The sequence below is a fragment of the Polyangiaceae bacterium genome, from assembly GCA_015075635.1.
Lineage (GTDB): Bacteria > Myxococcota_A > Polyangia > Polyangiales > Polyangiaceae > JADJKB01.
Genome location: JABTUA010000004.1, coordinates 59,984 through 86,814, shown reverse-complemented (window position 1 = coordinate 86,814; position 26,831 = coordinate 59,984). Strand labels below are relative to the sequence as shown.

Here is a 26,831-nt window from a genome sequence, read left to right as displayed (position 1 = left end):
CAGAAAATGCGTCAAGAGAAATCGACGTCTCGATGCTCTTTCCTTCAGGTCACCGTACGCTGAAACGCTGCTCGCACGCCCGCAAACAAACGGGCGTGCACGAGATGCCCTTAGTGGTCTTTGTCAGCGGCAGCGCCGTGGGTACGGAAGCTGCGCGTCGAGCTCGAGTCCGATGGCGCTCCAGCCAGGCAGCTGCACGCAGTGCCGCACTCGCGGTCATCGAGCTCTGCGTCGTGCGCCCACTTCGCCGACGCCGCCAGTGCTTCACCAGCGCCCCCGAATAGCCACACCCTCCGCTCCCGCGCCGGCCCGTCCTGACCTCAAGTGCGAATCTGCGCCTACTCGAGAGCCCTGCCCATGACCGTCCTCAACCGCTCGAGAACGCGTCGCTTCTCACCCTCTGTCCGGCCCGACTACCGAGCGGGGCTGGGCGGCGGCGCGAAAGGGGGCTCTGAGCTCGTGGTCGCCGGTCCGCCGCGGCCGGCAGCTTGTCAGAGCGCGGGGCTCGCGCGCATGCTCGCGCAGGTGTCCCGAAGCGAGCTCACGCCCGAACGCATGGACGCTCTGCTCGAGCACCTGCCGATCTTGCGCGGCGTGGCGCACGATCCAGCGGAGCGCTGGGAGGGAGGGCAGAGGCTGCCGGACGGTTCCTTCACGCTGCCCTATCCGGTCTATCGCGCCGAGGTGCTGCGCTTCTTCGAGGAAGCCGCGGAACCGTGGTGGACGGACTACGCCTATTCGCCGGACGCGGCGGCAGCGATGTTGGACGACCCGAGCGCCGTCGCGTGCGCTTCGCTGGACCAGATCCGGTCCATGCTGACCTACTGTCTGCGGGGCGAGCGATTCTGCGACGGCCACTGGGAGTCGCTGATTCGCTCCGGAAAGCTGACGAGCCTGCTCGAGCGGCTGGCGCAGCTCAGACCGCCGGACCGCTGAGCCGTCTGGTCCGCGGGCTTCTGCGCCGTTCCAAAGCGTCCGCGGCCGCCGCCGGCGTGGGCCGAAAGTTGGCTGACAGCGCGGCGAGGAGAGGTAACCTGACAGCGTGGACAGGAGTCTCGCCACCCTGGTCGGCCTGTGGGGAGTCGTCGCGCTGCAAGCGCTCTCGTGCAACTCCGACGAAGCCCGAGCGCTGCGCAACGCCAAGCTCGCCGAGGGCTGTACGCTCGACTCGGACTGCACGAAGGGCCTGGTCTGTATCTTCGAGCGCTGCCACGTGGAGTGCGTCGAGTCGAAGGACTGCCCCGCGGGACAGCGCTGCGTGCTCGGGCCGGGCGGCGCCAACGCCTGTCAGCTCCCTGACGAGATCGCCTGCGTCCTCGAGTGCCCCGGAACGCAGACCTGCGCGGTCGACGCCGAGTGCCGCGACAAGTGTCTGAAAGCGGCTGACTGCGTCGCGGGGCAGCTCTGCGTGGGCGACGTGTGCGCCGATCCCGAGGAGCTCGTGGCGGGCCAGCTGCCGATCAAGAGCACCGACGCGGGCGCCGGCGGCAGCGGCGGCAGCGGCGCCAGCGGCGGCAGCGGCGGCAGCGGTGGCGGCGGCGGCAGCGGTGGCGGCGGTGGCAGCGGTGGCGGCGGTGGCAGCGGTGGCGGCGGTGGCAGCGGCGGCAGCGGCGGAGCGTCGGCGAGCTGCGGCGCTCCCAGCACCGCTGCGGGGACCCAGATCTGGAGCGGGACGACGCTGCTCTTGCGCGCCGCGGCGCTGACCAGCACTCATGTGGTCGTCATGAGCTGGGGCTCGGGGGCGAACGCGGGAGACTACGAGATCGTCCTGATCGACAAGAGCAACCCGAGCTCGACGACGACGCTCGTGACTCAGGCACAGGCCGCCGGAAAGCCAGCCGTGTTCGCCGCCGGCGCCGACGCAGCCTTCTGGGCGCTCGACACCGGCTCGGGCTGGGACGTGAAGAGCGCGGCTTTCGCCGGAGGCGGGCCCAAGACCGTCCTCGCCAACAACGGGATTCAGCCCGAGGGGCTGCGAGCCGGCAGCGGATACCTCGCGTGGCGGCAAGCCCCCCTGAACGCGATCGTCAGCGTGCTCCAGGATGGCACGAGCGGCGGCACCATCCCTCTGGTGGCCGGCGCGGCGACGGCTCCCGCGGGAATGGACGCCGCCGATCGCGTCTACTACGTGGACGGCGCGAAGTTGATGCGCCGCAAGGCGACGGGCACGACGACCGATTCTTGGGAGACCGTCGCCGCCGCCGGCGCGACCGCCGCCGACTTCGTCCGGGTGGACGGGGACACGGTGTTCTGGGCGCGCGACCCGCTTTCGGGATCCGGCGCCATCACCCGGCTGGACCCCGGGAGCGCGGAGCTGGTCACCAACGTCAAGCCCAGCAGCATGGGGCTGAACGCCCAGAATCTCTACTACGACGACGAGACCGTGACGGCCGATCGCGGCGTCTGGTGCGTGCCTCGGGCGGGCGGCGCGCCGGTGCGCAAGGCGAAGAACACCGCGAAGGTCAACGTGATCGGCGCCGATGACCAGTTCGTCTACTGGTACGACGTCTTCGCCGGCAGCATCGTGCGCCGCGCGCCGAAGTGACGCGCGGCCTCAGGTAACCGGCTCGAGGGCTCGGTAGCCGTGGGCCCTGACGAAGTTCAAGTGCACGCCCTTGCAGCTCGCGTCGTGTACGCAGCCGCGGCAGCGCCTGCTCTTGGTCATGAAGCGGTCCGCGATGAAGCGCTCGGTGAAGCGTGCCATGTCGACGCGCGCGTCCGGGCCCAGCATCGCCGCGTCGAGCACCGAGCCCGGCGCCTCCGGCGCGCGTCCGCCCAAGCACGCCGGGATGTCCAGCGTGCGGACCTCCGGCGGCAAGGTCGCACAGGTGGCGCGCAGATCCACGTCGTGCTCCCGCTGGTCGGTGACGCGTTCGTACTTCGGAGCCTGAACCAGCAGCCGGGCGCCGAGCTCGACCAGCGAGGGCAAGAGCGGCGCCATCTGCCGCGAGAGCGTCACGACGACCTCGACGGCGCTGGGCCAGGCACGCACGCGCTCGATCTCACGCGGGTCGCTGACGACCAAGCGTCGCACCGGACGCCCCGCGAGCTCGGGCCCGTCGAGCTCCGCGTACGACTCGAGCTCGAGCCACAGCTCGGCCTCGGGCACGAGCGCCGCGAGCTTGGCCGCGCCGGCTGCGTCCGCGGCCACCAGCCAGGCGACCGCGGCGTGCGGAAGCGTGCCCGAGCGGGGTCCCGGCTCGACCAGTCGGAGCACGTCCACGCTGGCGCCGGAGCGATCCGCGAGCACCTGCTCGAGCTCGTCGCAGAGTGGCTCCAGGTAACAGTGCTTGCAGCGCGCGGGCTCGCGGCACGAGAGCTTCTGTCCGAGGCTCAGGTAACGATCGAACTCCTCGCGCCGGCCGCGGACCTCGTCGTTCAGCTTGTAGGGGTCCTGAATCAGCTCCTCGAAGCCCTCCGCGTAGGGCGGGGGGAAGCGGTTCAGCCAGACGTGCACGTCGGGTCGCCGCGAGATGGCGAAGGCCTTGGCCAGCACCTCCTCGTGGCCCGGGAGATCGTAGAAGAGATGCTCCTTGGCCGTACCCCAGGCGTTGCCGAAGGGAATGACCTGGAGCAGGTCGAACTCGCGCACGCCCCAGGAGATGAACGTCTCCAGCATCTCCGGCAGGTGCTTCACGTTCATCTTGTTGATCACCACGTCCACGTTGACGATGAAGCGGCCGGAAGCCAGCGCGGCGCGGAGCCCGGCCACCTCTTGCTCGAACGCGCCTGGCGTGCCCACCAGCGCGTCGTGCAGCTTGGGTGTGTGTCCGTGGACGCTGAACGTGATCTCGTGCAGGCCGTTGTCCGCCGCGCGGTTCAGGAACTCGGGGTACGCGAACATGCGCCCGTTGGTCACGGTCTGGATGCGCCGGTAGCCGGCGCGCTGCCCCAGCTTCACGAAGTCCAGGAACTGCGGGTGGATGGTCGGCTCTCCGCCCGACAGGATCAGGCGCGTGGCGCCCTTCTTCCTGCCCTCCACGATCTGGACCTTCACGTCCAGCGCGGAGCGCACCGTGCCGTTGTGCGCCAGCGTGTCCAGGCAGAAGGTGCAGTGGTTGTTGCAGTCGTAGGTGAGCCGTACCCAGTTGCGCTGCTCGTGGGCTGCCTCTTCGTGGGCGGCTACTTTGCCGCCGTCCGAGAACGTCGCGTCGTGCTCCAGGCTCACTTGCCCACCTCGCGCTTTTCATAGCGCAGGAGCCACTGGTTGCTACCCCCCGGGCGGACGTCTCGCCGTTCGAGCAAGGTCAGCGGCATCGAGGCGAGGCGCGCGTGCACCTCGCCCGAGGAGTCGTTCCGGTGATGTTCGAAGCGGGCGCTCCCCGACTCCGCGCGCTCGGTCTGCCCGGCGTCCCGGACCAAGCCGAAGGCGACGTCGTCCACGAGCAGCAAGGTACCCCCGGGCTCGAGGCGCTCGACCGCCGACGCCAAGGCGCGCTCGGGCTCGGGCAGGTGGTTCACGCTGCGCAAGAAGACCACGTGCCCGAAGCGGAGATCGGCGGGCAGATCTTCGAGGCTGCCGGCGTGGGTCTCCGCCCAGGGGCAGCGCGCGAGCAAGAGGCGCAGGCGCTCGGCGTCGGGGTCCAGCGCCAGGTAGCGTGCCTGGCCGGCCTCTACCCGAGAAGCCAGCTCCGACGCGTACGGCGCGTCACCCGCGCCTACGTCGAGGATGCTGCCGCCGAGCTCGCGCAGGAGCTCTCGGGTCCGCGCCTCGTCGCGGTCGAACGGGCTCTGCGCCGCCGCGCGATAAGCGCCGGGGCAGAGCGTCTCGCGGGGGCACCCCGTGCATTCGGGCATCTTCGCGAGCGCTCCGAGGTCGCTCCGGAAGTCGTCGGGCGACTGCTTGTGGCTCTTGTCCACGTAGATCTGGCCCAGGGCCTTGGCACGTTCGAGCGCCGCTCGATCGAAGTCATGGGTCGTGGTGACGAACAAGCGCATGCGGTCCCGCAACCGGAGCAAGACCGCTCGCTCGGGCTCGGCGACGTCCGACAGTGGCTCGGGCTGCTCGACCAGCGGGCAGGGCGCTCCGCTCGGCCGCATCACGTCCAGGCGCGGCGTCAGGTTGAACGAGTTCGACCGGAGCGCCAAGCGTCACTCGCCGCGGCGCTCGATGGTGGCGCCTAGCGCGTAGTTCGCCAGCTCGTCCGCGACGAGCCCTTCGCTCGCGTCGCCGAGGGCGTGCAGGCGCACGACGTAGGCGTCCGGCGTCTGCTCGAGCTCGGCCCGAGCGTGCTCGGCGTAGACCTTCACCGCCTGGTCGATGGCCTCTCCGGAGTACAGGTCGCTCGGGAACCGTAGCTCGATCACGGCTCCTCGCCGCCTTTCGGCTTTCGTTTCTTGTACTTCTCCTCCCAGCTCATGGCGATGCCGAGCGGATCGTCGAACGCCGCTTGATCGTCCACGTCCATCTCCAGGAGCTCGTCGAGGCCCGGCGGGCCGGCGGCGCCGGCCAGGGCCTGGGTGGTGACCGTCTCCACGAGCCGGCGGTTCTCCTCGACCAGGAGCCGGCGCCAAGCCTGACCGAGCAGCTCGTTCTCGAGCTCTCCGGCGAGATCCGCGAGCGGTGTCTCGACGTTGGCCTTCGGCTTCAGGCGCACGGAGATCCGACCCGGCGCCGGGCGATCCAGACGGACGTAGCAGCGGTCGATGAAGACGTAGGCCGCGCCATAGATGGCGTCCTTCGGGTACAGGGCCTCGTCCAGCTCGACGACGAGGGCGTCGCTCCCCTGCGGTTCCATCGGCGGGAGCTTAGCGCCTTTCCGGGCGCACGACCGGCGTTTCTGGCTCGAGCGCTCGCAGAGCCGACTCGGCGCTTGCGGCCTCGGCGACGCGCAAGCCGAGAGCGCGCGCGGTCTCGACCGCCCGCGCCGTGAACGGAGCGACCAGCTCGGCGGGCGCCGGGGGCACGCGACACTCGGCGGTGGCCGCGGCGAGCCCCAACGCCTGCGCGCCCAGCGTGTGCGCCACTCGCACCATCTCCGGCGCGTGGCGGTAGTTCGAGCGGGTCAGGTGGAAGACCAGCGCGAACGGTACGCGCTCCGCGCGCGCCCGGCGCAGCCCCAGCACCACGCGGCGGAAGCTGCCTTTCACCCCCGTGTGGTGATCGTGCATGGCCTCGGTCACACCGTAGACGTCCGTCCAGAAACCGTTCTCGCCGAGCTCGGCGAGGGCGTCGGCCCGGGACAGTTGCGCCAGGTCGAGGTGGACCACGCGCTCAACGCAAGTGGCGCCGCGGATCGCTGCGTTCGGCCAAGGTGAGGTACGGGCTCTTGTCGGCGTGCGCCTCGTTGGCGCGGATGAGCTCCGCGAGCGCCATGGCCGCGAGGCCGTGGTCTTCGTGCGTGCCCGTCGCGCCGTCGCCCTGATTGGCCAGGAAGATCTCGAAGTGCTCCGTCGAAGCCGGGCCTCGCGACGCGAGCGGCGACGGATCCCGCGCGCAGATGTCGAGCTGAAAGCGCTGCCCGCGCTGGTCCGCGAGGACGACGCTCGCGGCGCCGCCCACCGGCTCGATCGAGGCCTCGACCTGCCAGCGGCCGAGCGCCGCGCCCGGCACGAGCGGCGCGAGCAGCTGGGCGATGCCCCGCGTCGGCACGCGCGCCGGGCTGGCCTCGGCGGCTCGAGGCACGCTCGCGGCCGCGACGCCGGCCCCGGCGTAACCGAGCAACGCGCGACGGCTGACCGACTGATCGCTCATGCTGGCCATGTTCGGTCAAGGGTACGGCGGGCGTCAACGTCGCGCCCGCCATCCCCTGGGCGCCAACCCGCGGTAGGCACCTGCAACCAGCGCTTGGCAGCGGTTCGGGTCGAACTCCGCGGTTTCCTGCGGGAGAGGGTAGGTGCGTTCATTGCATTGTGGGCCCGAGGATGACCGCACGCCTTCCCTTGCTCGCCCTGGCCACCCTGACCCTCGCGCTCGCCGGCTGCGGCGACGACTACGAAGGCGAGAGCGCGGGCGCCGGCGAGCCGACCGGCGAGAGTAGCGAAGAGCTGACCAAGGTGTGTGGTCCCGACAAGTACGCGGGTCCGCAGGGCGCGGACGTCTCCAAATACCAGGCGGACTTCAACTGGAACGCCGCTGGCGTGAGCTTCGGCTACGCGCGCATCAGCGACGGCACTACGTACGTCGACAGCTGGTTCGATGCCAACTGGAAGAAGATGAAGGACGCGGGCGTGCTCCGCGGCGCGTATCAGTACTTCCGGCCGGGCCAGAGCGCGAGCGCGCAGGCCAACATGGTCGTGCAGAAGGTCGGCAAGCTCGGAGCGGGGGACCTGCCCGCCGTGATCGACGTCGAGGCCACCGACGGCCAGTCGGCGGCGACCATCGCCTCGAAGGTGCAGACCTGGCTCGACATCGTCGAGCAGGGCACCGGCAAGCGGCCGGTGATCTACACGGGCCCGTACTTCTGGCAGGACAAGGTCGGCTCCACGGCGTTCGGCAAGTACCCGCTCTGGATCGCGCACTACGGCGCGAGCTGCCCGTCGATCCCGGCGGGTTGGAGCAAGTGGACCTTCTGGCAGTACTGCGACGGGCAGACCCAATACTGCAGCAACGGCAAGGGCTGGGATCGCGACGTGTTCAACGGCACGAAGGCGGAGCTCGCCGCGTTCGCCGGAGGGACCGCTGCGCCGAGCTACGGCGCGACCTTCGTGGAGCAGTCGTTCCCGCTCGCGGTGACCGCCCTCGAGATGACGGCGGGTGAGACCATCGGGGCCTTCATCACGCTGAAGAACAGCGGAACCGCCCCCTGGGACTCGAACACCCGCCTCGGCACCACGGAGCCGCGGGACCGCACGAGCCCGTTCGCCGATCCGAGCTGGCTCGCGCCGAACCGACCGGCGGGTGTGACCGGCACGGTGGCGCCCGGTGAGAGCTTCAAGTTCAGCTTCAACCTGCGCGCGCCCAGCGAGCCCGGGACGTACCACGAGCACTTCGGCGTGCTTCAGGAGGGCGTGACGTGGTTCAGCGACTCCGGTCAAGGCGGTCCGCCCGACAACCAGCTCGAAGCGCAGATCACGGTGCTGGAAGGGCCCGGCGGCGCCGGCGGCGCCGGCGGCGGCGCGGGAGCTGGCGGGGAAGCGGGCGCAGCGGGCGGCGCAGGCGCGGCTGGCGCGGCTGGCGCGGCGGGTGCCGTCAGCGGAAGCGGCGGCGCGAAGCCGAGAGAGCTCGGCGACGACGAAGGCTGCGCGTGTCGGACGACCGGCGCGCCGAGCGAGCGCTCGCCGCTCGCGCTCCTGCTCGCGCTGGGCTGGTTCGCACGGCGTTGGAGGCCGCGCGCGTGAGACTCTGGCTCGTCTTCGCCTACGCATGTCTCCAGGGCTGCGGCGGCGCAGCGAGCGACGATCCCACCGCCGCGCAAGCCGGCGCTGGCGGACAGACCGCGCAGCCGGTGGACGGCGGTGCGTGGAGCGATGGATCCGCGCCGGACGCCGGGTCGAGCGCAGGCGGTGTTGCGGGCGCCGCCGGTGCAGCCGGCGCACCGAGCGCGGGGGGCGCCGCGGGTGTGGGGGGCGCAGCGGGCGCCGGGGCAGCAGCGGGCGCCGGGGCAGCAGCGGGCGCGGGCGGCTCCCCGCCGGCACCCGGTCCGTGCCCCGCCGACAACACGTTCTACGTCGATCCCGGTCAGAGCATCCAGGGCGCGATGGATGCGGCGCGCGCCTGCGCGCAGAGCCTGTCGCCGACCTGGCCGAACCACGCGGCTCAAGACTCTCACTTCGCCAAGGTCGTGTTGAAGCCGGGCCTCCACGTCCTCTCCACGCCGCTCCGCACGCGCGCTCACGTTCGCATCGAAGCCGCTGGCGCCGAGGTACGCGGCAAGCCGGGCATGCACCTGATGAACGTGGATGACAACGGGGGCGGCGGTTACGCCTCGCCCAACACCTACTGGACCATCGACGGCGGCGTGTGGAACGCCAACGGCGGCGGCGGCTTCAGCATCGTTCACACGCGAAAGTTCGTGCTCCGAAACATGGAGATCAAGAACATCGGCTACAAGGCGCACCACCTGGAGATCAACTCCTCGGGCGGCGAGTACCAGGCCGGCGTCCACAACGTGATCGTGGACAACGTGACGATGCACGGCGTGGCGCCCACCCACCGCATCGACGACGAGGCCATCAACATCGACTACTCGTGGATCGGGGCCGCGCACAACGTCGCGGGCGACGGGACGGTGCCGAACAACGTGCTGATCCTGAACTCGACCTTCTACGACGTGCCGCGCGCGGTCTCGTCTCACCACTTCCAGACCGCGGGGGGCGCGCCGAAGGCCAAGATGTCGGGTATCACGATCCAGGGCGGCTACTTCCACGACATCGATCCTTCGCTGGCCGAGAGCGGGGCAAACTTCCAGAACGACGGCGCCATCCGCGCCTACGGTTGGCAGAACGTGCGCATCGAAGGCGTGACCTTCGAGCGCTGCGCCACGGCGATCAGCGTCTACGCCCCCGCCGACTACCCGGGTGCCCTCGGATCGCTCGGCAGCTTCGTGATCCAGAACAACAAGCTCGTCTCGTGCGGGCGGGCCAAGAGCTCCGGCGCCACGGTGCCCCTCGTGTTCGTCGACTCCGCGAAGAGCGGAGTGAACTTCTGGGACGTGGTGGTGAAGGGCAATACGGTCGCGGGCGACTGGGTGGCGGGGAGTCAGTACTTCGTGGCGGTATACGACACGCACAACTGCGCCATCACCGGCAATCACTTCGCGCCCACCGCTTACTCGCTGGCCTCGGAGAAGGCGCACAACAAGTACACGGCGCAGGGCTCGACCAACTTCGGGACCTGGGTGCTCTCCGGGAACACCGTCAGCGACGGGAGCGTGGACAACTCCTGAACGACACTCGTCTTCGGCCCCCGAGCAGCAGGCCAACTTCGCGGCGTGACGCCGCGGCTGGCTCTGTTGTATGGTCCGCGCCATGGCAACCTACACCTGTGAAAAGTGCGGTATGAGCGTCAACATGACTTGCGCGAAGTGCAACGCCGAGCTCGTGCCCGACGCGATCACCAAGGCCGATGGTGCGAAGGTCTCCGTCTCGAAGTGCCCCAACGACCACGGCAAGATCAAGTCGCCGATGTGCTGCGGCGCCGACATGAGCTGCCCGATCTGACAGCCGCCCCGCCGACCTCGGGAGCGTCGCTGCCGGTCAGGTGAGTGGTGGCACGCGATCTGCTCCCTTCGCTGCGCATGTCATCGCCCCCCCAAGTCCAAGAAATCCCTGCGCAGACGGCGACGCCGACGGCAGAACGTGCACCCGAGGGCTCGTTCGTCGCGCGCCTGCGAGTGGGACGCTGGGGGACCGTGCTCGCCTTGCTGACCATCCTGTTCGGGTTCGCGCTCGGCGGCGCCTTCGGCGCCTTCGAAACCCCGCTCAAGAGCGGGCTCACGGCGCGTGCCGAGGCCGTGCGCGACGGGGTCTACGCCGGCGACGCTGCGAAAATGAAGAGCGTCGTCGACAAGAGCTGGACGTACTACAAGCGCGCTCACATGCACGGCGGCGCCATCGGTGCGGTCGCGCTCGGCGGGATCCTCCTGCTCGCTGCGCTGGAGCGGCCGAGGCGGCGAGCGCGTCAGAGCGTGTCGCTCGCGCTCGGGCTCGGCGGGCTCGGCTACTCCTCGTTCTGGCTCTTGGCCGCGCGCGCCGCGCCCGGGCTCGGCAGCACCGATGCTGCGAAGGAGTCTCTGGCGTGGCTCGCCGTCCCGTCGGCCGGGCTCTTGATGTTGGGCGTCATCGCCGTGATCGCGCTGACGTCTCGCGAGCTGTTCGCCCCGCGCCTTCCAGCCTGAACGGAAAACGCGGCGTCTGCGTCATCCGACGCATGCGGCCGCGCAGACAATTGCGCCGTTTGACCGATGGCGACCGGTCGCGTCGAAGGACAGGTTCAGGCTCATGAAATCGAACGACACGCCCTCGGGTGGCGAGACCCCAGCCAGGCGCATCCTGGTGTGGGACATCCCGGTTCGACTCTTCCACTGGCTCCTGGCCGCTTCGTTCTTCGGGGCGTTCGCCATCGCGAACCTCGTCGACGACGAGAGCTCGCTCTTCGCGCTGCACATGCTGCTCGGCGGCGTGATGGCCTTCATGGTGGTGCTGCGCGTCATCTGGGGCTTCGTCGGCTCGCGCTACGCTCGCTTCCGCTCCTTCGCCTTCGGTCCGCGAGCGCTCCTCGAGTACCTGCGGGGAGCCTTCTCCGGAAAAGACACCCGACACACGGGCCACAACCCCGGCTCGAGCTACGCCGTGTACGCCATGCTGGCGCTCTCCCTCGGGCTCGCCGTCACCGGAGCCGGCATGTCGCGGGGAGGCGAGGTATTCGAGGAGCTCCACGAGATCATGGCCTGGGCGATGGTCTTGGTGGTCGGCGCCCACGTCGCCGGAATCGTGTGGCACACGCTGCGCCAGAAAGAGAACATCGCCCTCAGCATGGTCGACGGAAAGAAGCAGGGCGACCCCGCCCGGGCCATCGGCTCCTCGCACGCGCTGGTCGCCATCGCGTTCCTCGGCCTGACGGGCCTCTGGGCTGGAGCGCTGCTCGACGGCTACGACGCCAAGACCAGTCGGGTGACCCTGCCGTTCATCGGCCAGACCATCCAGCTCGGCGAGGCCGAGGGGGGTGACGGGCACGGCAAGGCCGGGGAGCAGCGGAAGCACCGCGAGCACGACGACGACGACTGAGCTGCCCCGATCCCCGAGCTGGACGGGGTCCAACTTTGATGTTATATACACTAACATCAAATGCGCGCCGCCCCAGCCCGAGCAGAGAGGCGCCCCTACCGCATGGGGGCGCGAGCCGAGGCCGCCGAGCGGACGGCCCAGCGCATCTTCGCGGCTGCCGAGGCGCTGTTCCGTGGGCAGAGCTTCGAAGAAGTGACGCTCCAGGCCATCGCTGACCACGCAGGCGTCACGCTCCAGACGGTGCTGCGACGCTTTGGCTCCAAGGAGGCGCTCTTCGAGGCGGCGTCCCGCTCCGCAGCGCAGCGCATCTTCGCCAGCCGCCTCCCGGAGTCGAGCGACCACCGGAGCGCGGTCGAAGCTCTGATCGCGAGCTACGAAGAAATGGGTGATCTCGGCTGGCGTGGGCTGGTCCAGGAAGAGCGCTTCCCTCCCGTGAAGTCGATCATGGACGACGCCCGAGCGCGACACCGCGGCTGGGTCGAGACGGTCTTCGCCGATCTGCTCGGCGTGCGTCGCGGACCGGAGCGTGAGCGGCGCGTGATGCTCCTGTTCGGCGCCACGGACTACTACCTGTGGAAGCTCTGGCGGCGCGACCTGGGCAAGAGCCGAGCGGAGACGACGCAGCGAATGATGGACCTGGTGGACGCGCTGGCGCGCCAGCTCGAAAGAGGGCGATGAAGAAGACCTTCCTGTTCGTGATGGTCGAGGGCGGCGGCAACGTCCCCGCGCAGCTGTCGGTGGCACGCCGCCTCGCGCTGCTCGGGCACGACGTGCACGTGCTCTCGGATGGCGCCGCGGAGAGCCAGATCGCCGCTGCTGGCTGCCACTTCTCGGCCTTCCGGCGCGCCCCCCAGCACAACATGCGGGACCCGGCCGCCGACCTGATCCGCGACTTCGAGTCGGGCTCTCCGCTCGAGCAACTGCGCCGCGTCGGCGAGCTGCTGATGTTCGGACCGGCCGAAGCCTACGCGCGCGACGTCCTCGACGCGGTCGCTCGGATCTCCCCCGACGCGCTGGCGATCGACTGCCTTCCCTTGGGGGCCCAAGTGGGCGCGGAGAAATCTGGCGTCCCGTCGGCGCTGATGTTCCACATGCCGTATTCGGCCCCTGTCCCTGGGGCCACGCCGTTCGGGCTCGGGCTCAGACCGGCGCGGTCTTGGCTAGGCCGCCTGCGCGATCGCGTCCTGCTCGGGGTGTTCGAGCGCGTATTTCGCTCGGGGCTGCCGCCGGTGAACGCGGCCCGCGTCGCCCTCGGGCTCGCCCCGCTCAGCGCGGTGTTCGATCAATTCCACAGGCTCGACCGCACCCTGGTTCCCACCTCCCGCGAGTTCGACTTCGTACCCTCGGGACTGCCCGCGAACGTGCGCTATGTGGGCCCACAACTCGACGACCCCGGCTGGGTCGAGCCCTGGGCGTCTCCGTGGAGCGAGGAGCAAGCCGACGCGCCGCTCGTGCTGGTGTCGCTCGGCTCCACCTACCAGAAGCAAGAGAAGGCGCTCGCGTCCATCGCGACGGCGCTCGGCACGCTCCAGGTGAGGGGACTGGTCACCCACGGCGCCGCGGTCGCCCCTTCGGCGCCTGGGAACGTGGCGGTGGCGCGCTCGGTGCCGCACGCCTCGGTCTTGCCGATGGCGTCCGCGGTGGTCTGCCACGGCGGGCACGGCACCGTGATGAAAGCGCTCGCTTGTGGTGTGCCCGTCGTCGTCGTCCCGTTCGGCCGCGACCAGCGCGACAACGGCGCACGGGTCCGCGTCGCCGGCGCGGGGCTCACGTTGTCCCCGAAAGCGAGCCCGGCCAAGATCGCGGCGGCGGTACGCCGAGTGCTCGACGAACCAGCGTTTCGCCGGGGCGCACGGCAGATGGCCGCCGTCATCGCCCGAGACGTCGCAGCCGATCTCGCGGTCGCGGAGCTCGAGGCGCTGGCTGGCGCTGGCCGCGCGCTGCGAGCAGCGGCGTAGGCGCGCTCGGGCGCGCCGACCGTGTCCGGCGAGGGTGCCGCGTCCGCGAACGCCGGCCGCGCCAGCGCGGATTTGGCTTATGCTGCCGCGCGATGGACGAACGTGAAGGCTCGGAGGTCTTGGCCGCGTGTTTCGAGCAGGCGGGGCTGCGCATCGAGCGGGACTTCGCCTTTCACGAGGGTGGGGTTCGCGTCTCCCTCGACGGCTTCGACCCGAAGGCGCGCATCGGCTTCGAGTTCATCACGACCGAGGCCGGCGACCGAGCCGAGTTCACGCCCGCCGTGATCGACGAGCTCGAGATGCGCATGCGCGCGGAGGAGCTGTTCATCTTCATGATCGACGAGGCAGACGTGCCCAGCCGCGAGGTGCTGGAGTCCGCCGCCCGCGGCTTCCTCGCGCTGCTTCGGGACAGGGGGCGGCTGCCGTGAGCTACTACGGCGTCCCTCAATTCTTCCAGGCGGCGCGTCAGCAGCGCGAGGCGCTCTCGCGCGAGCTCGGTGTGGCCCAGCACTACGCCAGCGTGCACCACCAGCGCCGAGCGGAGCTCGGGCAGGCCTATTCCCAGGCGACGCAAGACCTGGGCGCGACGTTCGTCCAGGCGCTGACTCCCGAGTGGCTCGACTACGCCATCCGCGTGACCGGCTTTACGGCGCTGGCCAACGAGAACCCGCTAGCCATGATGGAGCACGAGCGCAAGCAGCGCAGCCAGCGCCTGGCGCAGATCGAGGCAGACCAACGCTTCGCCCAGCGTGAGCTCTTGCGACACCCGAACACCGGGTCGTTGCCGCGCGGCGTGCGCGAGATGGAAGAACACCTGGCCCCGCTGCTGGGCGTGATCGCGGCCTGCAATCACCCGCGGATCACCCGGCTGATCGAGAGCGGCTACGGCACGTCCGCCTACACGACCGGCTTCTGGCGCATGAGCTACTACGAGGACTGGAAGGCCGGCGACGAGATCCTGGCGCGTTTTCCCGGCAAGACGTTCTTCGCTCAGGTCCGGGAAGACTACATCCGTGCCATGCAGTCGGTGGGCCCGCTGCAAGCCGAGGCGGCCCGGCTCCGCGCGGAGATCGCCGCGGGCGAGGCCCTCGAGCGGGAGCACGCGGAGTGCACCCAGGCGCTCGCGACTCTCGAGCAGCGCTGGCTCGCCCACGTCCGCCAACGGGTCTCGACCTACATGCTGGAGTGCCCGCCGGAGGTGCTCGGTCCCAGGCTGAGCGCCGTGCCGGAGGCCGAGCTGGCCTACAAGCGAGCGCTCGGCGTCACCACGAAGGCACGTTACCTGGACCAGATCTTCGCCCGCGACGTGGAGTCGTTCCAGCGCGACGCCCAAACCGCGATCGCGAAGCTCGACCGCGACATGGCCAAGCTCTCTCGGCCCAAGAAGGCCGGCACGACCTTCCCCGCCGAGGCGTTCCAGCGCCGGTTTCGCGATCGTGGCCCCGCCTACCAGAAGCGTTGGCGGCGCTTCGAGAAGACCTACGGCGCGGTCTACGGGTTCGCCGGCTACCACTTGGCGCCCCTGACGGAGACCTTCCTCTGGTGGGATCTGATGACGAACGGCCGGGTGGACGGCGACTTCATCCCCGAGGTGCGCGAGTTCCGCGCCAGGAACCCCAACTACCGCTACGAGCCGCAGCGTCGCGGCGACGAAGACGATCTCTTGGCGGCGGCCGCCGCGGCTTCGGTGGCTGACGACGGCGGCGACCTGTCCGCCGACGTGTCTTGAAGGAGCGAGATTGGTGAAGCGCTCCCTCCGGATCGTGAACTACGCCGTCAACGGCTCCGGCACCGGGCACCTGACGCGCCTGTGCGCCATCAATCGCTGGCTCCGGCGCTATGCCGCCTGGGCCGACGCGCGCGCCGAGATCTACTTCCTCACCTCCAGCGAGGCGGACGGGCTGCCGCTCAGAGAGCGCTTCGCGGCCTTCAAGCTGCCGTCGAAATCCGTGATCGCCGACGCTGGCGTCGACAAGACCACCTACCTCGCGCTCGCCAAACAATGGGTCTGGCACTCCTTGGGGCTGCTCCGTCCCGACCTGTTCGTCGTGGACACGTTTCCCCGTGGTTCCTTCGGTGAGCTGCTCGGTGCGCTCGATCTCTGCAAGAAGCGCGCGCTGGTGTTTCGCCCCATGCTCGAGGACTTCGCGCGCCGCCCCGACGTCCAGGCGCTCCTGCCGCTCTACGATCTGGTGCTGGTCCCGGAGCGAGAGGGGGACGCGCGCATCGTGGTCCCCGACGCCGCTCGGGCGCGCACGCGTTTCGTCGGTCCCGTGGCGGTGCGCGAGCGCGCGGAGCTTCATTCACGGGACGAAGCCCGTGCCCGGCTCGGTGTGCCTCGCGCCGCGCGGGTCGTCTACGTGTCGGCGGGCGGGGGTGGGGACGTCGCCGCCGAGCGCCACCTCTGGCGGGTCATCACCGCGCTGCTCGCCGCGGACGCGACGTTGCACCTGGTGGCGGGGGCGGGCCCGCTCTACCGGGGAGCCGTGCCGCGGGACGCGCGCATCACCTGGCTGGTCAACGAGTCGGCCGCGGAGCACGCGCGCGCCTTCGATGTCGCGGTGACCGCAGCGGGTTACAACACCTTCACGGAGCTGATGCTCGCGGGGGTGCCGAGCGTCTTCGTACCGCAGAGCAAGATCGCCGACGACCAAGCGGAGCGCGCATTGCGCGCGGTGCGTGCGGGCGCGGGACGTTTGCTCGACCCCGAAGCCGGGGATGCGGACCTCTTGGCCGCCGTGACCGAGCTGCTCGAGCCGACGGTCGCCGAGAAGGCGTCGCTCGCGGCCCGAGGGGTCGTGCCCAAGAACTGCGCGCGCCAAGCGGCAGCAGAGCTGCTTCGGCTGTGCTTGCCCGCGAGCGAGGTCGACCGGGCCGAGGCCGCGGTGGGTGACGCGCTCCTGGGGCACGCGCGAGAGCTCGGGGTGGGTGAAGACGCCCTGGTCGAGCTGATGCACCTGCTCGACGGCGATGCCGGCAGGAGCTCGCCGGCGCGGGAGCTCGGTGGCCTGCTCGAGCGGAGCGCCGCGCTGATCCAGCGCGCGCGCGCCGAAGGTGTCCAGGTCCCGGCGCTCTGCGAGCTCGCCCGGGGGCTGATGCGGCGCGGGGCGTTCTCGGACGTCGCCACACGTCAGGCCGCGATCGGCGATGCCTTGCAGCACAGCGCCCCGGCCGGCGCGCCTGCCCCCGCCACGGAGCCGGAGCAGTGAAGCGCGGGTCGCTCGCGCTCGCCGGGCTCGACCAGGGTCAGGTCCTCACCGGCCCGAAGACCTTGCACGTCGACATCACGAACTCCTGCAACACCAACTGCATCACCTGCTGGGACCACTCGCCGCTCCTGCAAATCGGCCGGAGCAGCGGCTGGAAGCGCCGCAAGCTCGAAGTGGAGCTCCTCGAGCAGCTGCTCGACGACGTGCGCGGTCTCGGTGCGCTCGACGCCGTGATCCTGAGCGGCATGGGGGAGCCGTTCACCCACCCCGACGTGTATCGGATGATCGAAGCCGTCAAAGACCGCGGCCTGCACCTCACCATCATCACCAACCTGGTGGCGGCCGACGCGGAGCGGGTGCTCGCGCTCGGGGTCGATCAGCTGCTGATCGGCATCCACGCCGCGAGCGAGGGCCCCTACCGCGCCTTTCACCCGAGCTTCCAGGCGGACGAGTGGTCGCGGCTCCGCGCGGCGCTGACTCGCTTCCGGGACGCCGACCGCCGGTTCAAGCACGTCCACGTGGTGTGCGAGCCGAATGCCCACGAGCTGGTCGAGATGGTGGAGCTCGCGGCGGAGTTTCGCGCGTTCGCCCTCAACTTCAAGCTCGCGAGCCTGAAGGGCGGCACCGAAGCCAGCCGAATCTCCGAGGCGCAGCGCGCGCGCTTGCTCGACGAGCTGGTGCCTCGGGCGCGTGAGCGTGCCCGGGAGCTTCGGGTGAGCACCAACCTCGAAGTGTTCGACGAACAGCTGCGCGCGGGTGGGGCCGCCACCGCCTCCATCGCCGACATCGGCTGTTTCATGGGGCAGGTGTACTCCCGGGTCACCGTCGACGGCACGGTGCTCTACTGCTGCAACACGGAGGTGGTCGTCGGGCACCTGTCCGAGGCGCGCTTCAGCGAGCTCTGGAACGGGCCGGCGTGGAACGCGCTGCGGGCGCGGCTCAGGCGGGGCGAGTACTTCGACGGTTGTCACCAGTGCGGCAAGCTCAACCAGAACGTCGCGCTCCGCGCGCGCTTCGTCGAAGAGTTCGGTGAGACGCGCGCGCGCGCGGTCACCGGGCGCGGAGCCGAGGCGTGAAGCGCAAGCCCACCGTCGAGTGGCAGGTGTGCGGCGTCTGCAACTACGACTGCAGCTACTGCATCCAGAGCAAGAAGTACCGCGTCGGGCAGCCCTCGGATGAGGACATCGACGGCTTCCTGAGCTTCTTTGCCGGTCTGCCCGGCCGCTGGGAGATCAAGATGACCGGGGGTGAGCCCTTCGCCTTCCGGGGCTTCATGGCCCGCATCGTCCCGGGGCTCGTCGAGCGGACGCCGCACCTGCTCTCGGTGCTCACCAACCTGTCCGCGCCCCTCGCGGTGCTCGAACGCTTCGCGCTCGAGACGCGGGGCCGGCTCGGCATCGTGAGCGCCAGCCTGCACCTGGAGTTCGCGGACATCCCGAGCTTCGTCGAGAAGGCCGCGCGCTTTCGCGAGCTCATCGATCCGGACGCTAGACTGGTCGTCAACGCGGTGCTCGTGCCGGGGCGTCTGGAGCGGGTGGAGGAAGCGCAGAGCGCCCTCGAAGCGGCGGGGCTCCAGCTGTTTCCCCAGCTGATGAAGACGAAGACCGGCGTCTTCGCCTACGACGCGGACGACCGCCTGCGGCTGCGCACGCTGGTTGGGGACGAACCCACTCCTCGTTCGGCGAACCTGGCGCCGAGCTACCGCGGCCTCCCGTGTTGGGCCGGCACCGAGTACTTCGTGCTCACCCAGACCGGCGACGCCTGGAGCTGTCGCACCGCCAAGCGCTTCGCCGAAGGACGGCTCGGCAACGTGCTCGACGGGAGCTTCACACTCGGTCAGGGGCCCTTGCCCTGTAGCTACGACATCTGCCCCTGCACGGTGCCCGCCAATCGCGGAATGATCGAGGGTCTCTCCCCGTGAGCGAGCGCTGGCAGCCTCCGCCCGAGCCCGAGGAGGGCGTGCTCGCCTGGAACGTCAACACGGCGTGCAACTACCGCTGTAGCTACTGCACCCAGCGCTTCAAGGACGATCGAGGTCGCTGGTCCAGGGACACTCCGGAGTTTCTGCGGGCTTTCGCGCGACTGCCGGGCGCCTGGGAGGTCAAGCTCTCGGGCGGAGAGCCGTTCGTGCACCCGACGCTGTTCGAGATCGTCGAGGGTATCGTCGAGATCGGTCATCGGGTGTCCGTCGTCACCAATTTCTCGGCGTCGGACGCCGCGCTCGAGCGCTTCGTGGCCGCGGGGGCCGGGCGCATCGGCACGTTCTCCGCCAGCCTGCACCTCGAGTACGTGGACGACGTGGGGGCGTTCGCCCGGCGAGCTCGCGCGCTCCGGTCCGCCCTCGAGCGCGCCCGGGATCCGAACCTGCCGCGCCCGAACGTGTGCGTGACGACCGTCGCGACCCGCGCCGCGCTGCCGCGCCTGACCGCGCTCCGGGCCCTCTTCGAGGAGCACGGCGTCGACTTCAAGGTGCAGCCCGAGCGCGACGACGGGAAGCTGACCGAGTACTCGCCCGCCGAGCGCGAGCTCCTCGAGAGCCTCGGCGGACACAACGGCACCGGCGAGGTGGCGCACGACTTCTTCGGTCGCCCCTGCTGGGCCGGTTCGCGCTTCCTGGTCATGGACGATCGGGGGGAGATCTACCGGTGTTATCCGGCGCGGCGCGGCGTCCTCGTGGCCCTGGGCCGGGGTGGCAGTCGCATCCCCGACCCCGAGCGTGAGCGCCGCCTCGGTCGCTTGGGAAACTTCCTCGACCCGGCCTTCTGCCTCGGGAGCAGCCCAAAACCCTGCCTGTTTCGCCATTGCTACTGCACGGTACCCATCGCCCGCGGCATGATGGCGAGGGTGGAGCTCGGAGGCGACGCTTGAAGTACACGACGTTTCGCGGACTGCTGATCGGCGGCGGGGTCCTGCTGGTGTTCGGCGCGTTCGGCTCGTGTTTGCTGTGCGCGGGAAGTCAGGCGCTCACCCCCAAACCGCCGCCGCCGGTGGCGACCCTCGTTGCCCCGAGCGCGGCTCCGCTGCCGACTCCTGCGGCCGCGCCCACGGCCACGGCGGTGACCTTCACCGACTCCATGCCCGTCACGGACGTGCACCGGGCCGTGCTCGCGGCGAGCAAGCAGAACATCTCCGGTGACAAGGGCAAGGACGCCCTGCCGGGCCGCCCCTACAAGGTGAACCTGTACAAGGACCCGGGTCAGACCAGGGTCAACCGACTGAAGCTCGATCTCGACCGCGACGACAAGTGGGACGAGAAGTGGACGCTCGAGGACGGCGGTAAGGTGAAGCGGCAGATCGCCCCCGCCGACGACGAGAGCTACACGCTCGAGTATCGCCTCGAGGGCGAGTACTGGCGCAAGAAGCTCTGAGCTCGGGGCCGGGCGGAACTGGGGAGCTTTCCGACAGCTCAGCGCCCATCACGGAGCCGCTCGAGTAGCACGCGGGCCTCGCGGAAGTTCGCGAAGTCGCCGGGTTCGAGCGGCGCGTCACCCTTGGGGCCCGTGACGCGCTCGAAGATCTCCGGGTGAGCGCTGACCTCCGCGGGCTGGATGCCCCAGCGGGCGAGCAAGCTCTCGCAGGCGTGGTAGCGCACGAGGTACTCCGGGTCTTCTTCCACGGCGAGGAGCAGCGCCGCCTCGTCGTCGGCACCGGAGAACCGGCGCAGCCCCATCGCTGCGTCGATGCGGTGCGTCCAGTGGAGCGGGCTCCGAAGGACTTCGACGAGGTGGGCAGCCAGCGCAGGATCCGGCCCGAGCTCGTGAATGGCCAGGGCGACGCGCACCTTCTCGGCGCCCTGGGCCTCGTCCAGGTGCGCTCGCATGGAGCCGATGGTCGAGGCGTCGCCCATGGCCGCGAGCGCCTCGGCCGCGTGAGCGTCTCCGAGCGCGAGCCCGAGGCGGAGCATGCCCAAGGCCTCGTCCCGCGCGTCGCCGGACAGGCACGCGACCTGCCCGGTGTACAGGCCGTCGTGCCAGATCATGTAGTCGTTCCCGAAGGTCTGCTCCTTCCACGCCCGCCAGCGCTGATCGTCGTCGCTCATCCCGCCACCCAGCCGCTCGAGTAGAGCACGAGCCCCCGTCCCCGCGCGACCGTTCGGGCCGGGCTGCCCGGAGCCTGCTAAGCTCGCGCTGGGATGTCGCGGCTGCCGCAAGCGGAGATCAAGCTCGGCGAGCTCTGCAACAACCGTTGTGTCTTCTGCATCAGCGGGCACCTGACCTCGGAGAAACGAGCGCCGCTGGTGTCCGCGCTCGACCTGAAGGAGCGCGTGCGGCAGGCCCACGAATCGGGGGTCAGGCGCATCACCCTGCTCGGCGGCGAGCCGACGATCCAGCCCGCATTCCGCGAGGTCGTCGAGTACGCGGTCGGGCTCGGCTTCGACGAGATCGTGATCTTCTCGAACGGTTCGCGCACGGGTCACACCCGCCTGATGGACGAGGTCCTGGCGTCGGGCGGGCAGTTCGAGTGGCGCTTCTCGTTTCAAGGCGGGAATCGCGAGGCTCACGAGCGCACCACGGGGCGGAAAGGCTCCTTCCGGGGTCTGCTCGAGTCGCTCGAACGTGCGGCCGAACGCGAGCAGAAGGTGACGATCAACTGCTGCGTGGTGAACCAGAACTACGACTCACTCCCGGACTTCCCCGAGCTCCTCGCCCCCTACGCGATCGCACATGTCCACATCGACATGCTGCACCCCGGAGATCTTCCGGAGCCCAAGAAGGGGCGTCTCGGCGAGCTCATGCCGCGCTACTCGGAGCTCGTGGAGCCGCTCCGGCGCATGGTGCGCGGCTTTCCGCCCGACCTCGAGCGGAGTATCGGCAACCTGCCGTTCTGCATCGCGCCCGATCTCTCGCCCTTCATCCAACACGGTGGCGAGGAGACCTGGGTCGTCGGGGCGAGTGACACCTGGAACAAATACGACGACAAGACCAGCGCCAAGACCAAGCTCCCGGCGTGCGAGGGTTGCGCGCTCTCTCCCCGCTGCGGCGGCGTGTACCGCGCGTATCTCGAGCTCCACGGCGACTCGGAGATCGTCGCCATCCCCCCCGACACTCTCGCCCCCGAGCTCGCTCTACCCACGCTCTCTCCCCGACTCGCTCGGCGTCTCGAGCGCTTGCGAGAGCGCGCGCCGTTCGGCCGCCTCTCCTGGCTGGGCGTCGAGGCGCTGGATTCGGGCCGGGAGCTTCGCGTCCGCTTCCGCTCCCCCCGCGGAGAGACGGCCGAGCTCTCGCTGGTCGATGGACCCGCGGGAGTGCGCGGCGGGTACCGGGTCGAGGACGACCCGAGTCGCGCCTCCGACGAGCTTCGCGACGGCTTGGCTGCGATCCTGGACGCCCTCGGCCAGCTCGGGCGGTCAGGCGTCGTGGCGGGCGAACAGCGCCGAGCGAAATCCCTCGCCGTCGTCGGAGATCAGTAGCGCGCGCTCGCGATCGACGCGGAGCGAGCGAACGTGGTCCGCCGGTCGCAGGTAGGGCGCGCTGACGCCCGCGCTCGGCGCGACGACTTCCACCGCGGAGCGCACCTCGAGCTCGTCCCCTCCGGTCACGTCGAACGCAAAGCAGCGACCGCGCTCGTCGATGGCGTGCAGCCGCCGCGCGAGTGCGAGCCAGCGCTGGGAGAACCCGGGGTTCTCCTGCTCGAGCCGCGCGAGCAGCGCCTCGCCCAGCTCGAGGGTCGCCGGGCAGCGCGCCGAGCAGGGCGCGTGGGACACGAGCGCCAGGCCTCCGTTCAGGAACAACGAGTGAACGGGGACCGGCTCGGCATGACGCGGGAGGACGTCGGCGAACAGCGAGAGGTCGTCGCGACGCCGGATGCGAACGAAGGACTCGACGCAGCACGCGGGATAGCCGAGCAGCGCGCCGATCTCGCGACGCCGTTCGGCGAGCTCGTGGGCGTTCTTGCCGTCGCCCGAGAGCAGCTCGACCGCGCGCGTGAGCACGGCGGCGTCGCGGGCGGCGACCAGATCGCGGCCCCGCGCCTGGACCAGGAAGCCGCGCGACTCGAGCCAGGCTCGATCGAGGCGCGCTTCCTCGTCACTCCGCCCTTCGCGGAAGATCGCGCGCCGGAGGCCGAGCTCGAGACCGGCGCTCTCGGCGTCGAAGGGCCAGATCGAGCGCGGTTCGGGCCGACCCGAGCGGAGGCTCAGCGGCCAGCGTGGAACGCTCTGGCCATGCAGCAGGCGCCGATGAAGCTCGACGCGGGCTGCTCCGCCGAGGGCGTTGCGGAGCGCCGTCGCCGGATCGGCGGCGCTCGCCGCGGCAAGGCGCTGGCGGAGGCCCGGCAGGAGCTCGCGGAGAGCCGGACCGAGCTCGAGATCCAGGTGCGAGAGCGCGTGACCAGGAGCGCGGGCCAGCGCGGGCTTGCTCCCGTCGGGATCGGGCTCCAGCAAGAAGAGCGCGCGCTCGTTCGAGAGCAAGACCTCGAACAGCAGGGAGTCGTCTCCGGCTTCACGAGCTTCGGTCGTCGGCATCGCGGGCTCGGCCGCGGCCCAGAGGCTCATGTAGTCGTCGGCGAGTCGGACCCGAAAGGCGTCGCCGATCAGAAACTCGTTCTGGATCTTGGTCGCCGTCTCGTCGTCGGCCACGACCTCGCCGCCGTACCAGTTCTGGTACGCCTGCTCCACCCGCGCGAACGTCGCGCGCTGCTGTCGTTGCCAGGCGTCGCGCACCGGCTCAGTCCAGCCCTCGGAGAGCAGCAGCTCGGCGAGCTGAGTCGCGTGGCTCGCCGCCACGCCGGTTCCGACGGAGTAGACCGGATCGCCGAAGAACGCGGCGTCCCCCAAGAGCGCCCAGCCCTCACCGGCGTACTCGGTCGCTGCCTGCGCGAAGCGTTGGCGCTGATGAAACACGGAGAACGACCCGGTGTGGTCGAAGGGGCGGAGCCGCGCCACGTATTGCGGTCCCAGCGTCCGGCGCGTGAGCTCCCGGTAGTGCTCCTCGGTCACCGGGCCCTTGCGCGACACGACGCCGAAGCTCAGCCGCTTGCCGCCGAAGAGCGGGATCTGCCAGGACCAGATCCCCTCCTCGATCGCCGTGAGCAGGGTGACGTGCGACGGGTCCCAAGCGTCTCGCTCACCGCCGGGCACGAGCCCGCGCGCCACGCCGTCGTAACGCCTGTACTCGCGCTCGCCGCTCCGTAGCCACGCGAAGAACTTCTCCCGCTCGACGCGCTCGACGTCGTAGTAGCCCCAGCCGGCCCAGATCGGCCAGAGCTCGCGCACCACGCCGAGCGCACGCGCCACGAACATCGCCGGCCCCGAGCAGTCGATGACCAGACCCCCGACCCGATAGCGCCGCTCCGTCGTGGTGACGACCCGGGCGTCGAAATCGACGGCGACCACGCGTTCCCTGCGCACCGGAGTCTTCAGAAAGTCACGCTGGGCGCGCTCGAGCTCGGCGCGCTCGACGTGCACCGCGAGCGCCCGCTCGACCGGGACAGCGTCGTCGAGGATGGGAAAATAACTGGCGCTCTTCGCCGTCACGAACAGCGTGCCGGTCTTGGGGCAGGCCGACGGCAGCGCACGGACGCGCTCGAGCATGGGTCGGAGCGCCGGGTGCTGGAAGTGCTGCGGGATGATCGACTCGCCGATCTTGTAGCGCTCCGGGTGCGGGTCGAGCACGACCGCGCGCTCTCCCAGGAAGTGCGCCACCGTCATCCCGGCGACACCCGCGCCGATCACCAGGTGCTCGACGCCCTCGGGTTCGGTCATGTCGACACCATCCGATCGAAGCGCCGCGCGCCCGCCGAGAGCGGCGCGGCACGGAGCGAGAGATCGGCCGCCGTGCAGGCTCGCTCGAGCCGGACCAGTGCGGCAGCGGCAGCGGCGAGCCGGTCGAGCCCGACGGCGTCGATCGCGGGCTCCACTCGCAGGCGCAGCACGCCGAGGCTGCCGGCGACCGCGGCGAACGCCTCGAGGCGATCGAGGATGCGCGCGTCGAGTCGCACGCGGAGCTCGACCTCGACGCCGAGCTCCTGCGCCCGCCCGATCCCCGCGGTCGCTTGGGCGAAGCCGCCTGGATCCTGCGAGATCGCGTCCGCGCTCTCGGCGTCGGGGCCGAACAGCTTGACGCTCGCGAAGCGGAGCCCCGCCTTCACGAGCCGCGCGCTGAACGGCGCGTGGCTCAGGCGCCGGCCGTTCGTCACCAGACCGACGGCTCGCCCGTCGTCGCCGCGGGCGGCATCGATGGCGCGGTCGATCGCCGAGAACAGCGTCGGCTCCCGCCCCGCGAGCACGATCGGTCGCTCGGACTCCCGGGCCGCCGCGATGCGCTCGAACACCAGCGCGTCATCCAGAAACGAGTCTCGGTTCGGGCAGTGAGCGCAGCCGTCGTTACACGCGCCGCCGAAGAGCACCACGCTCGCCGCGAGCTCTCGAGCTCGCTCTCGCGTCGAGCGCGGATGCTCGGGGCCCGCGAGGCGGACGAGCTCTCGGTCCAAGCGTTCGACACCCGAGAGCGTCTCGGCGACGAGACCCGGCTCGTAGGCCCTTGCTTTGGCGAAGTCGAGGGCGGCCGCGAGCTGGGCGACCTCCGTCTCCGAGCCCAGGCGCGCCCGCAGGCGCTGGCTGAGCTCCCAGGCCAGGCGCGTGCGCGGATCCAGGAACCGCCACGGCTGCTCCTTCGAGTATCCCTTCTTCTGGGCTGCGCCCTCGTCCCCGGGGTCCCAGTCCTCGACGACCGCGCCGTCCCGCGCGGCGGCGTGCGCGATGGGCAGATCCGGGTACAGGCGCAGGCGATTGTGACCGAGGTCGTCGAAGAGCTCGCCGAGGCCAAACTCGCGGATGTTCGCCACCGACTCGGCGACGTTCTCCACGCGCGTCCACGGATTCCAGAGCACGAGGCTGTGTCCCTTGGTACGGGCGTAGTCGAACGCCGCGGGGTGCTCGGTGTGCAGGCGGCGCATGCTCTCGACCGCTCGGACGAGCTCGGCGACCGTCGCTCCTTTGTTGTAGCGCCGGAGCTCCTCGTCGGAGAAGGCCTCGAACCCAGACAGATACAGCTCGAGCACCTGACCGCTCTGCTCGGCCTCGAGCACCGCGCGCTCGAGCTTGTCGAGCTCGCGCACGAACGCGTCGGCTCGCGCAGGGAACAGCCAGCGCGCGCCGCCGAGACCCGCCTCCGCCGCGCGCACGATCAGGCTCTGGAGGTAGCGCACGGGGTGCTGATCCGAGATCACGAACGTCCGCACGTCGGTCCGCTCCCAGAAGTAGCGCGCCTGCGTCACGAGCTCGGCGATCACTTCGTCGTCGGGCCGAGCCTGGTAGTCGCCCCCGGCGTGGCAGAACGCGCATCCCAGGCGAGAGAGCCCGCCGACCTGGGCCAAGGGCAGCCCGCGGTAGTGCGGGTCGTCGAGCGGATCTAGGGCGAAGGGGCAGCCGGAATTTCCGAAGATCACCCGATGCGTGATGCGAGGCGGAGTCCCGGTGCAGAGTGTCTCCGCGTCCAGCGCCGGTTCGAACGGAGCGGGCAACGGCCGGCGTTCGAGGGGTGGCCCGTGCTCCACCCGCCCCGCGAGGTTGCGCATGACGCCGGGCACCGTGAGCGGGTCCGCGTTCGTGGCGAGCGCCCGCAGGAGCTCGCCGAAGCTCCACACCAGATCGCCGGCGCCGGGCGAGCGACGCGTGCGTCCCGAGGGCGTGGTGCCGGCGAAGAGCCCGAGGCAGAGATCGATCCCGGGGACCAGATCGGCGTCGCCCCACGACACCATCAGGCTCTGGCCGCCGGCCCGCTCACGCGTGAAATCCACGATCGGCGCCGGATCGAACAAGCGCTCGACGACGACGAGATCCGGGCTCTGCTCGCGGAGCCAGCCGGCGAGGGACTCGCGGGCGAGGGTCGGACGCGCCGGATCGTAGTAGACGCGCACCAGGGCGGCGTCGTGCCCCGCGCGCCGCGCTTCGGTCGTGGCGAGCTCCATCAACGTGTCGGGGAAGTACCCCTCGCGCGCGTCGCCGTACGGCAGCACCAGCGCCACCCGGAGCCGTCTCATGACAGGGCCAAGCCTT

The 26,831-nt window shown here is 70.4% G+C and carries 26 protein-coding genes; 17 read left to right on the top strand and 9 right to left on the bottom strand.

Going from position 1 to position 26,831, the window contains the following annotated elements; translation table 11 throughout:
* Positions 1-357 precede the first annotated feature (357 nt).
* Both HS104_42400 and HS104_42395 read left to right on the top strand, forming a co-directional pair.
* Positions 358-936, top strand: a complete 579-nt coding sequence (locus HS104_42400; protein MBE7486614.1) for a hypothetical protein — start codon at positions 358-360, stop codon at positions 934-936.
* A 106-nt stretch (positions 937-1,042) separates the two neighbouring features.
* Positions 1,043-2,545 (top strand): hypothetical protein, encoded by a 1,503-nt coding sequence (locus tag HS104_42395; GenBank protein ID MBE7486613.1) that lies wholly within the window; start codon positions 1,043-1,045, stop codon positions 2,543-2,545.
* Positions 2,546-2,554: 9 nt separating this feature from the next.
* Here HS104_42395 and HS104_42390 read toward each other — a convergent pair whose 3' ends face one another.
* The 6 genes from HS104_42390 to HS104_42365 are packed head-to-tail and all read right to left on the bottom strand — an operon-like array spanning position 2,555 to position 6,694.
* Positions 2,555-4,162 carry a radical SAM protein gene (locus tag HS104_42390; protein MBE7486612.1) on the bottom strand — a complete coding sequence of 536 codons (1,608 nt, stop codon included), beginning with the start codon at positions 4,160-4,162 and terminating at the stop codon, positions 2,555-2,557.
* A 2-nt stretch (positions 4,163-4,164) separates the two neighbouring features.
* Entirely contained in the window at positions 4,165-5,088 is a 924-nt protein-coding gene (locus HS104_42385; protein ID MBE7486611.1) for a methyltransferase domain-containing protein, read from the bottom strand.
* Between the two features lie 3 nt (positions 5,089-5,091).
* A complete protein-coding gene (locus HS104_42380) occupies positions 5,092-5,307 on the bottom strand; it encodes a hypothetical protein (protein MBE7486610.1) in 216 nt (71 codons plus the stop codon).
* Entirely contained in the window at positions 5,304-5,738 is a 435-nt protein-coding gene (hxsD, locus tag HS104_42375; GenBank protein MBE7486609.1) for a His-Xaa-Ser system protein HxsD, read from the bottom strand. Before hxsD ends, HS104_42380 begins: the two co-directional genes overlap by 4 nt.
* Before the next feature lie 10 nt (positions 5,739-5,748).
* Positions 5,749-6,210, bottom strand: coding sequence for a hypothetical protein (locus HS104_42370; GenBank protein ID MBE7486608.1), 462 nt, complete (start codon positions 6,208-6,210; stop codon positions 5,749-5,751).
* Positions 6,211-6,214: 4 nt separating this feature from the next.
* Positions 6,215-6,694, bottom strand: coding sequence for a hypothetical protein (locus HS104_42365; protein MBE7486607.1), 480 nt, complete (start codon positions 6,692-6,694; stop codon positions 6,215-6,217).
* Positions 6,695-6,864: 170 nt separating this feature from the next.
* Here HS104_42365 and HS104_42360 point away from each other — a divergent pair, with 170 nt between their 5' ends.
* The 14 genes from HS104_42360 (at position 6,865) to HS104_42295 (ending at position 20,202) form a co-directional block, all read left to right on the top strand.
* A complete protein-coding gene (locus HS104_42360; GenBank protein ID MBE7486606.1) occupies positions 6,865-8,280 on the top strand; it encodes a hypothetical protein in 1,416 nt (471 codons plus the stop codon).
* Positions 8,277-9,827, top strand: a complete 1,551-nt coding sequence (locus HS104_42355; protein ID MBE7486605.1) for a hypothetical protein — start codon at positions 8,277-8,279, stop codon at positions 9,825-9,827. The genes HS104_42360 and HS104_42355 overlap by 4 nt, the downstream gene beginning before the upstream one ends.
* An 82-nt stretch (positions 9,828-9,909) precedes the next feature.
* Positions 9,910-10,101 carry a hypothetical protein gene (locus tag HS104_42350; GenBank protein ID MBE7486604.1) on the top strand — a complete coding sequence of 64 codons (192 nt, stop codon included), beginning with the start codon at positions 9,910-9,912 and terminating at the stop codon, positions 10,099-10,101.
* A 77-nt stretch (positions 10,102-10,178) separates the two neighbouring features.
* Complete coding sequence (locus HS104_42345) at positions 10,179-10,778, top strand: hypothetical protein (GenBank protein ID MBE7486603.1); 600 nt, start codon at positions 10,179-10,181, stop codon at positions 10,776-10,778.
* 103 nt (positions 10,779-10,881) lie between these two features.
* Positions 10,882-11,667, top strand: a complete 786-nt coding sequence (locus HS104_42340) for a cytochrome b/b6 domain-containing protein (protein MBE7486602.1) — start codon at positions 10,882-10,884, stop codon at positions 11,665-11,667.
* 60 nt (positions 11,668-11,727) lie between these two features.
* A complete protein-coding gene (locus tag HS104_42335; protein MBE7486601.1) occupies positions 11,728-12,345 on the top strand; it encodes a TetR/AcrR family transcriptional regulator in 618 nt (205 codons plus the stop codon).
* Positions 12,342-13,625, top strand: a complete 1,284-nt coding sequence (locus HS104_42330) for a glycosyltransferase family 1 protein (GenBank protein ID MBE7486600.1) — start codon at positions 12,342-12,344, stop codon at positions 13,623-13,625. The genes HS104_42335 and HS104_42330 overlap by 4 nt, the downstream gene beginning before the upstream one ends.
* A 92-nt stretch (positions 13,626-13,717) precedes the next feature.
* Entirely contained in the window at positions 13,718-14,053 is a 336-nt protein-coding gene (locus tag HS104_42325) for a hypothetical protein (GenBank protein MBE7486599.1), read from the top strand.
* Positions 14,050-15,354: a hypothetical protein gene (locus HS104_42320; GenBank protein MBE7486598.1), complete on the top strand. Its 1,305-nt coding sequence runs from the start codon at positions 14,050-14,052 to the stop codon at positions 15,352-15,354. Before HS104_42325 ends, HS104_42320 begins: the two co-directional genes overlap by 4 nt.
* A gap of 13 nt (positions 15,355-15,367) precedes the next feature.
* Complete coding sequence (locus HS104_42315; GenBank protein ID MBE7486597.1) at positions 15,368-16,834, top strand: UDP-glucosyltransferase; 1,467 nt, start codon at positions 15,368-15,370, stop codon at positions 16,832-16,834.
* Positions 16,831-17,910 (top strand): radical SAM protein, encoded by a 1,080-nt coding sequence (locus tag HS104_42310; protein ID MBE7486596.1) that lies wholly within the window; start codon positions 16,831-16,833, stop codon positions 17,908-17,910. Before HS104_42315 ends, HS104_42310 begins: the two co-directional genes overlap by 4 nt.
* Positions 17,907-18,755, top strand: coding sequence for a radical SAM protein (locus tag HS104_42305; GenBank protein ID MBE7486595.1), 849 nt, complete (start codon positions 17,907-17,909; stop codon positions 18,753-18,755). Before HS104_42310 ends, HS104_42305 begins: the two co-directional genes overlap by 4 nt.
* Positions 18,752-19,702 carry a radical SAM protein gene (locus tag HS104_42300; protein ID MBE7486594.1) on the top strand — a complete coding sequence of 317 codons (951 nt, stop codon included), beginning with the start codon at positions 18,752-18,754 and terminating at the stop codon, positions 19,700-19,702. The genes HS104_42305 and HS104_42300 overlap by 4 nt, the downstream gene beginning before the upstream one ends.
* On the top strand, positions 19,699-20,202 hold the full coding sequence (locus HS104_42295) for a hypothetical protein (GenBank protein MBE7486593.1): 504 nt from the start codon (positions 19,699-19,701) through the stop codon (positions 20,200-20,202). Before HS104_42300 ends, HS104_42295 begins: the two co-directional genes overlap by 4 nt.
* Positions 20,203-20,240: 38 nt before the next feature.
* Here the strand turns inward: HS104_42295 and HS104_42290 are convergent, their stop codons facing one another.
* Positions 20,241-20,873 (bottom strand): hypothetical protein, encoded by a 633-nt coding sequence (locus HS104_42290; GenBank protein ID MBE7486592.1) that lies wholly within the window; start codon positions 20,871-20,873, stop codon positions 20,241-20,243.
* 93 nt (positions 20,874-20,966) lie between these two features.
* Between HS104_42290 and HS104_42285 the strand changes: the two genes are divergently transcribed.
* Positions 20,967-22,244 carry a radical SAM protein gene (locus HS104_42285; GenBank protein MBE7486591.1) on the top strand — a complete coding sequence of 426 codons (1,278 nt, stop codon included), beginning with the start codon at positions 20,967-20,969 and terminating at the stop codon, positions 22,242-22,244.
* On the opposite strand, the gene HS104_42280 is transcribed toward HS104_42285, so the two are convergent.
* Together HS104_42280 and HS104_42275 are read right to left on the bottom strand one after the other, a co-directional pair.
* Positions 22,182-24,536, bottom strand: a complete 2,355-nt coding sequence (locus tag HS104_42280) for a hypothetical protein (protein ID MBE7486590.1) — start codon at positions 24,534-24,536, stop codon at positions 22,182-22,184. The two genes, HS104_42285 and HS104_42280, sit on opposite strands and share 63 nt — an antisense overlap.
* A complete protein-coding gene (locus tag HS104_42275) occupies positions 24,533-26,815 on the bottom strand; it encodes a hypothetical protein (protein ID MBE7486589.1) in 2,283 nt (760 codons plus the stop codon). Before HS104_42275 ends, HS104_42280 begins: the two co-directional genes overlap by 4 nt.
* Positions 26,816-26,831 lie beyond the last annotated feature (16 nt).

What these genes read in the sequence shown, in the direction of transcription:
- HS104_42325 (MBE7486599.1), top strand. Translation starts at nt 13,718, where the DNA reads ATGGACGAACGTGAAGGCTCGGAGGTCTTGGCCGCGTGTTTCGAGCAG.
- HS104_42360 (MBE7486606.1), top strand. Translation starts at nt 6,865, where the DNA reads ATGACCGCACGCCTTCCCTTGCTCGCCCTGGCCACCCTGACCCTCGCG.
- HS104_42280 (MBE7486590.1), bottom strand. Translation starts at nt 24,536, where the DNA reads ATGACCGAACCCGAGGGCGTCGAGCACCTGGTGATCGGCGCGGGTGTC.
- HS104_42350 (MBE7486604.1), top strand. Translation starts at nt 9,910, where the DNA reads ATGGCAACCTACACCTGTGAAAAGTGCGGTATGAGCGTCAACATGACT.
- HS104_42345 (MBE7486603.1), top strand. Translation starts at nt 10,179, where the DNA reads ATGTCATCGCCCCCCCAAGTCCAAGAAATCCCTGCGCAGACGGCGACG.
- HS104_42365 (MBE7486607.1), bottom strand. Translation starts at nt 6,694, where the DNA reads ATGAGCGATCAGTCGGTCAGCCGTCGCGCGTTGCTCGGTTACGCCGGG.
- HS104_42340 (MBE7486602.1), top strand. Translation starts at nt 10,882, where the DNA reads ATGAAATCGAACGACACGCCCTCGGGTGGCGAGACCCCAGCCAGGCGC.
- HS104_42285 (MBE7486591.1), top strand. Translation starts at nt 20,967, where the DNA reads ATGTCGCGGCTGCCGCAAGCGGAGATCAAGCTCGGCGAGCTCTGCAAC.
- HS104_42290 (MBE7486592.1), bottom strand. Translation starts at nt 20,873, where the DNA reads ATGAGCGACGACGATCAGCGCTGGCGGGCGTGGAAGGAGCAGACCTTC.
- HS104_42330 (MBE7486600.1), top strand. Translation starts at nt 12,342, where the DNA reads ATGAAGAAGACCTTCCTGTTCGTGATGGTCGAGGGCGGCGGCAACGTC.
- HS104_42275 (MBE7486589.1), bottom strand. Translation starts at nt 26,815, where the DNA reads ATGAGACGGCTCCGGGTGGCGCTGGTGCTGCCGTACGGCGACGCGCGC.
- HS104_42400 (MBE7486614.1), top strand. Translation starts at nt 358, where the DNA reads ATGACCGTCCTCAACCGCTCGAGAACGCGTCGCTTCTCACCCTCTGTC.
- hxsD (MBE7486609.1), bottom strand. Translation starts at nt 5,738, where the DNA reads ATGGAACCGCAGGGGAGCGACGCCCTCGTCGTCGAGCTGGACGAGGCC.
- HS104_42335 (MBE7486601.1), top strand. Translation starts at nt 11,728, where the DNA reads ATGCGCGCCGCCCCAGCCCGAGCAGAGAGGCGCCCCTACCGCATGGGG.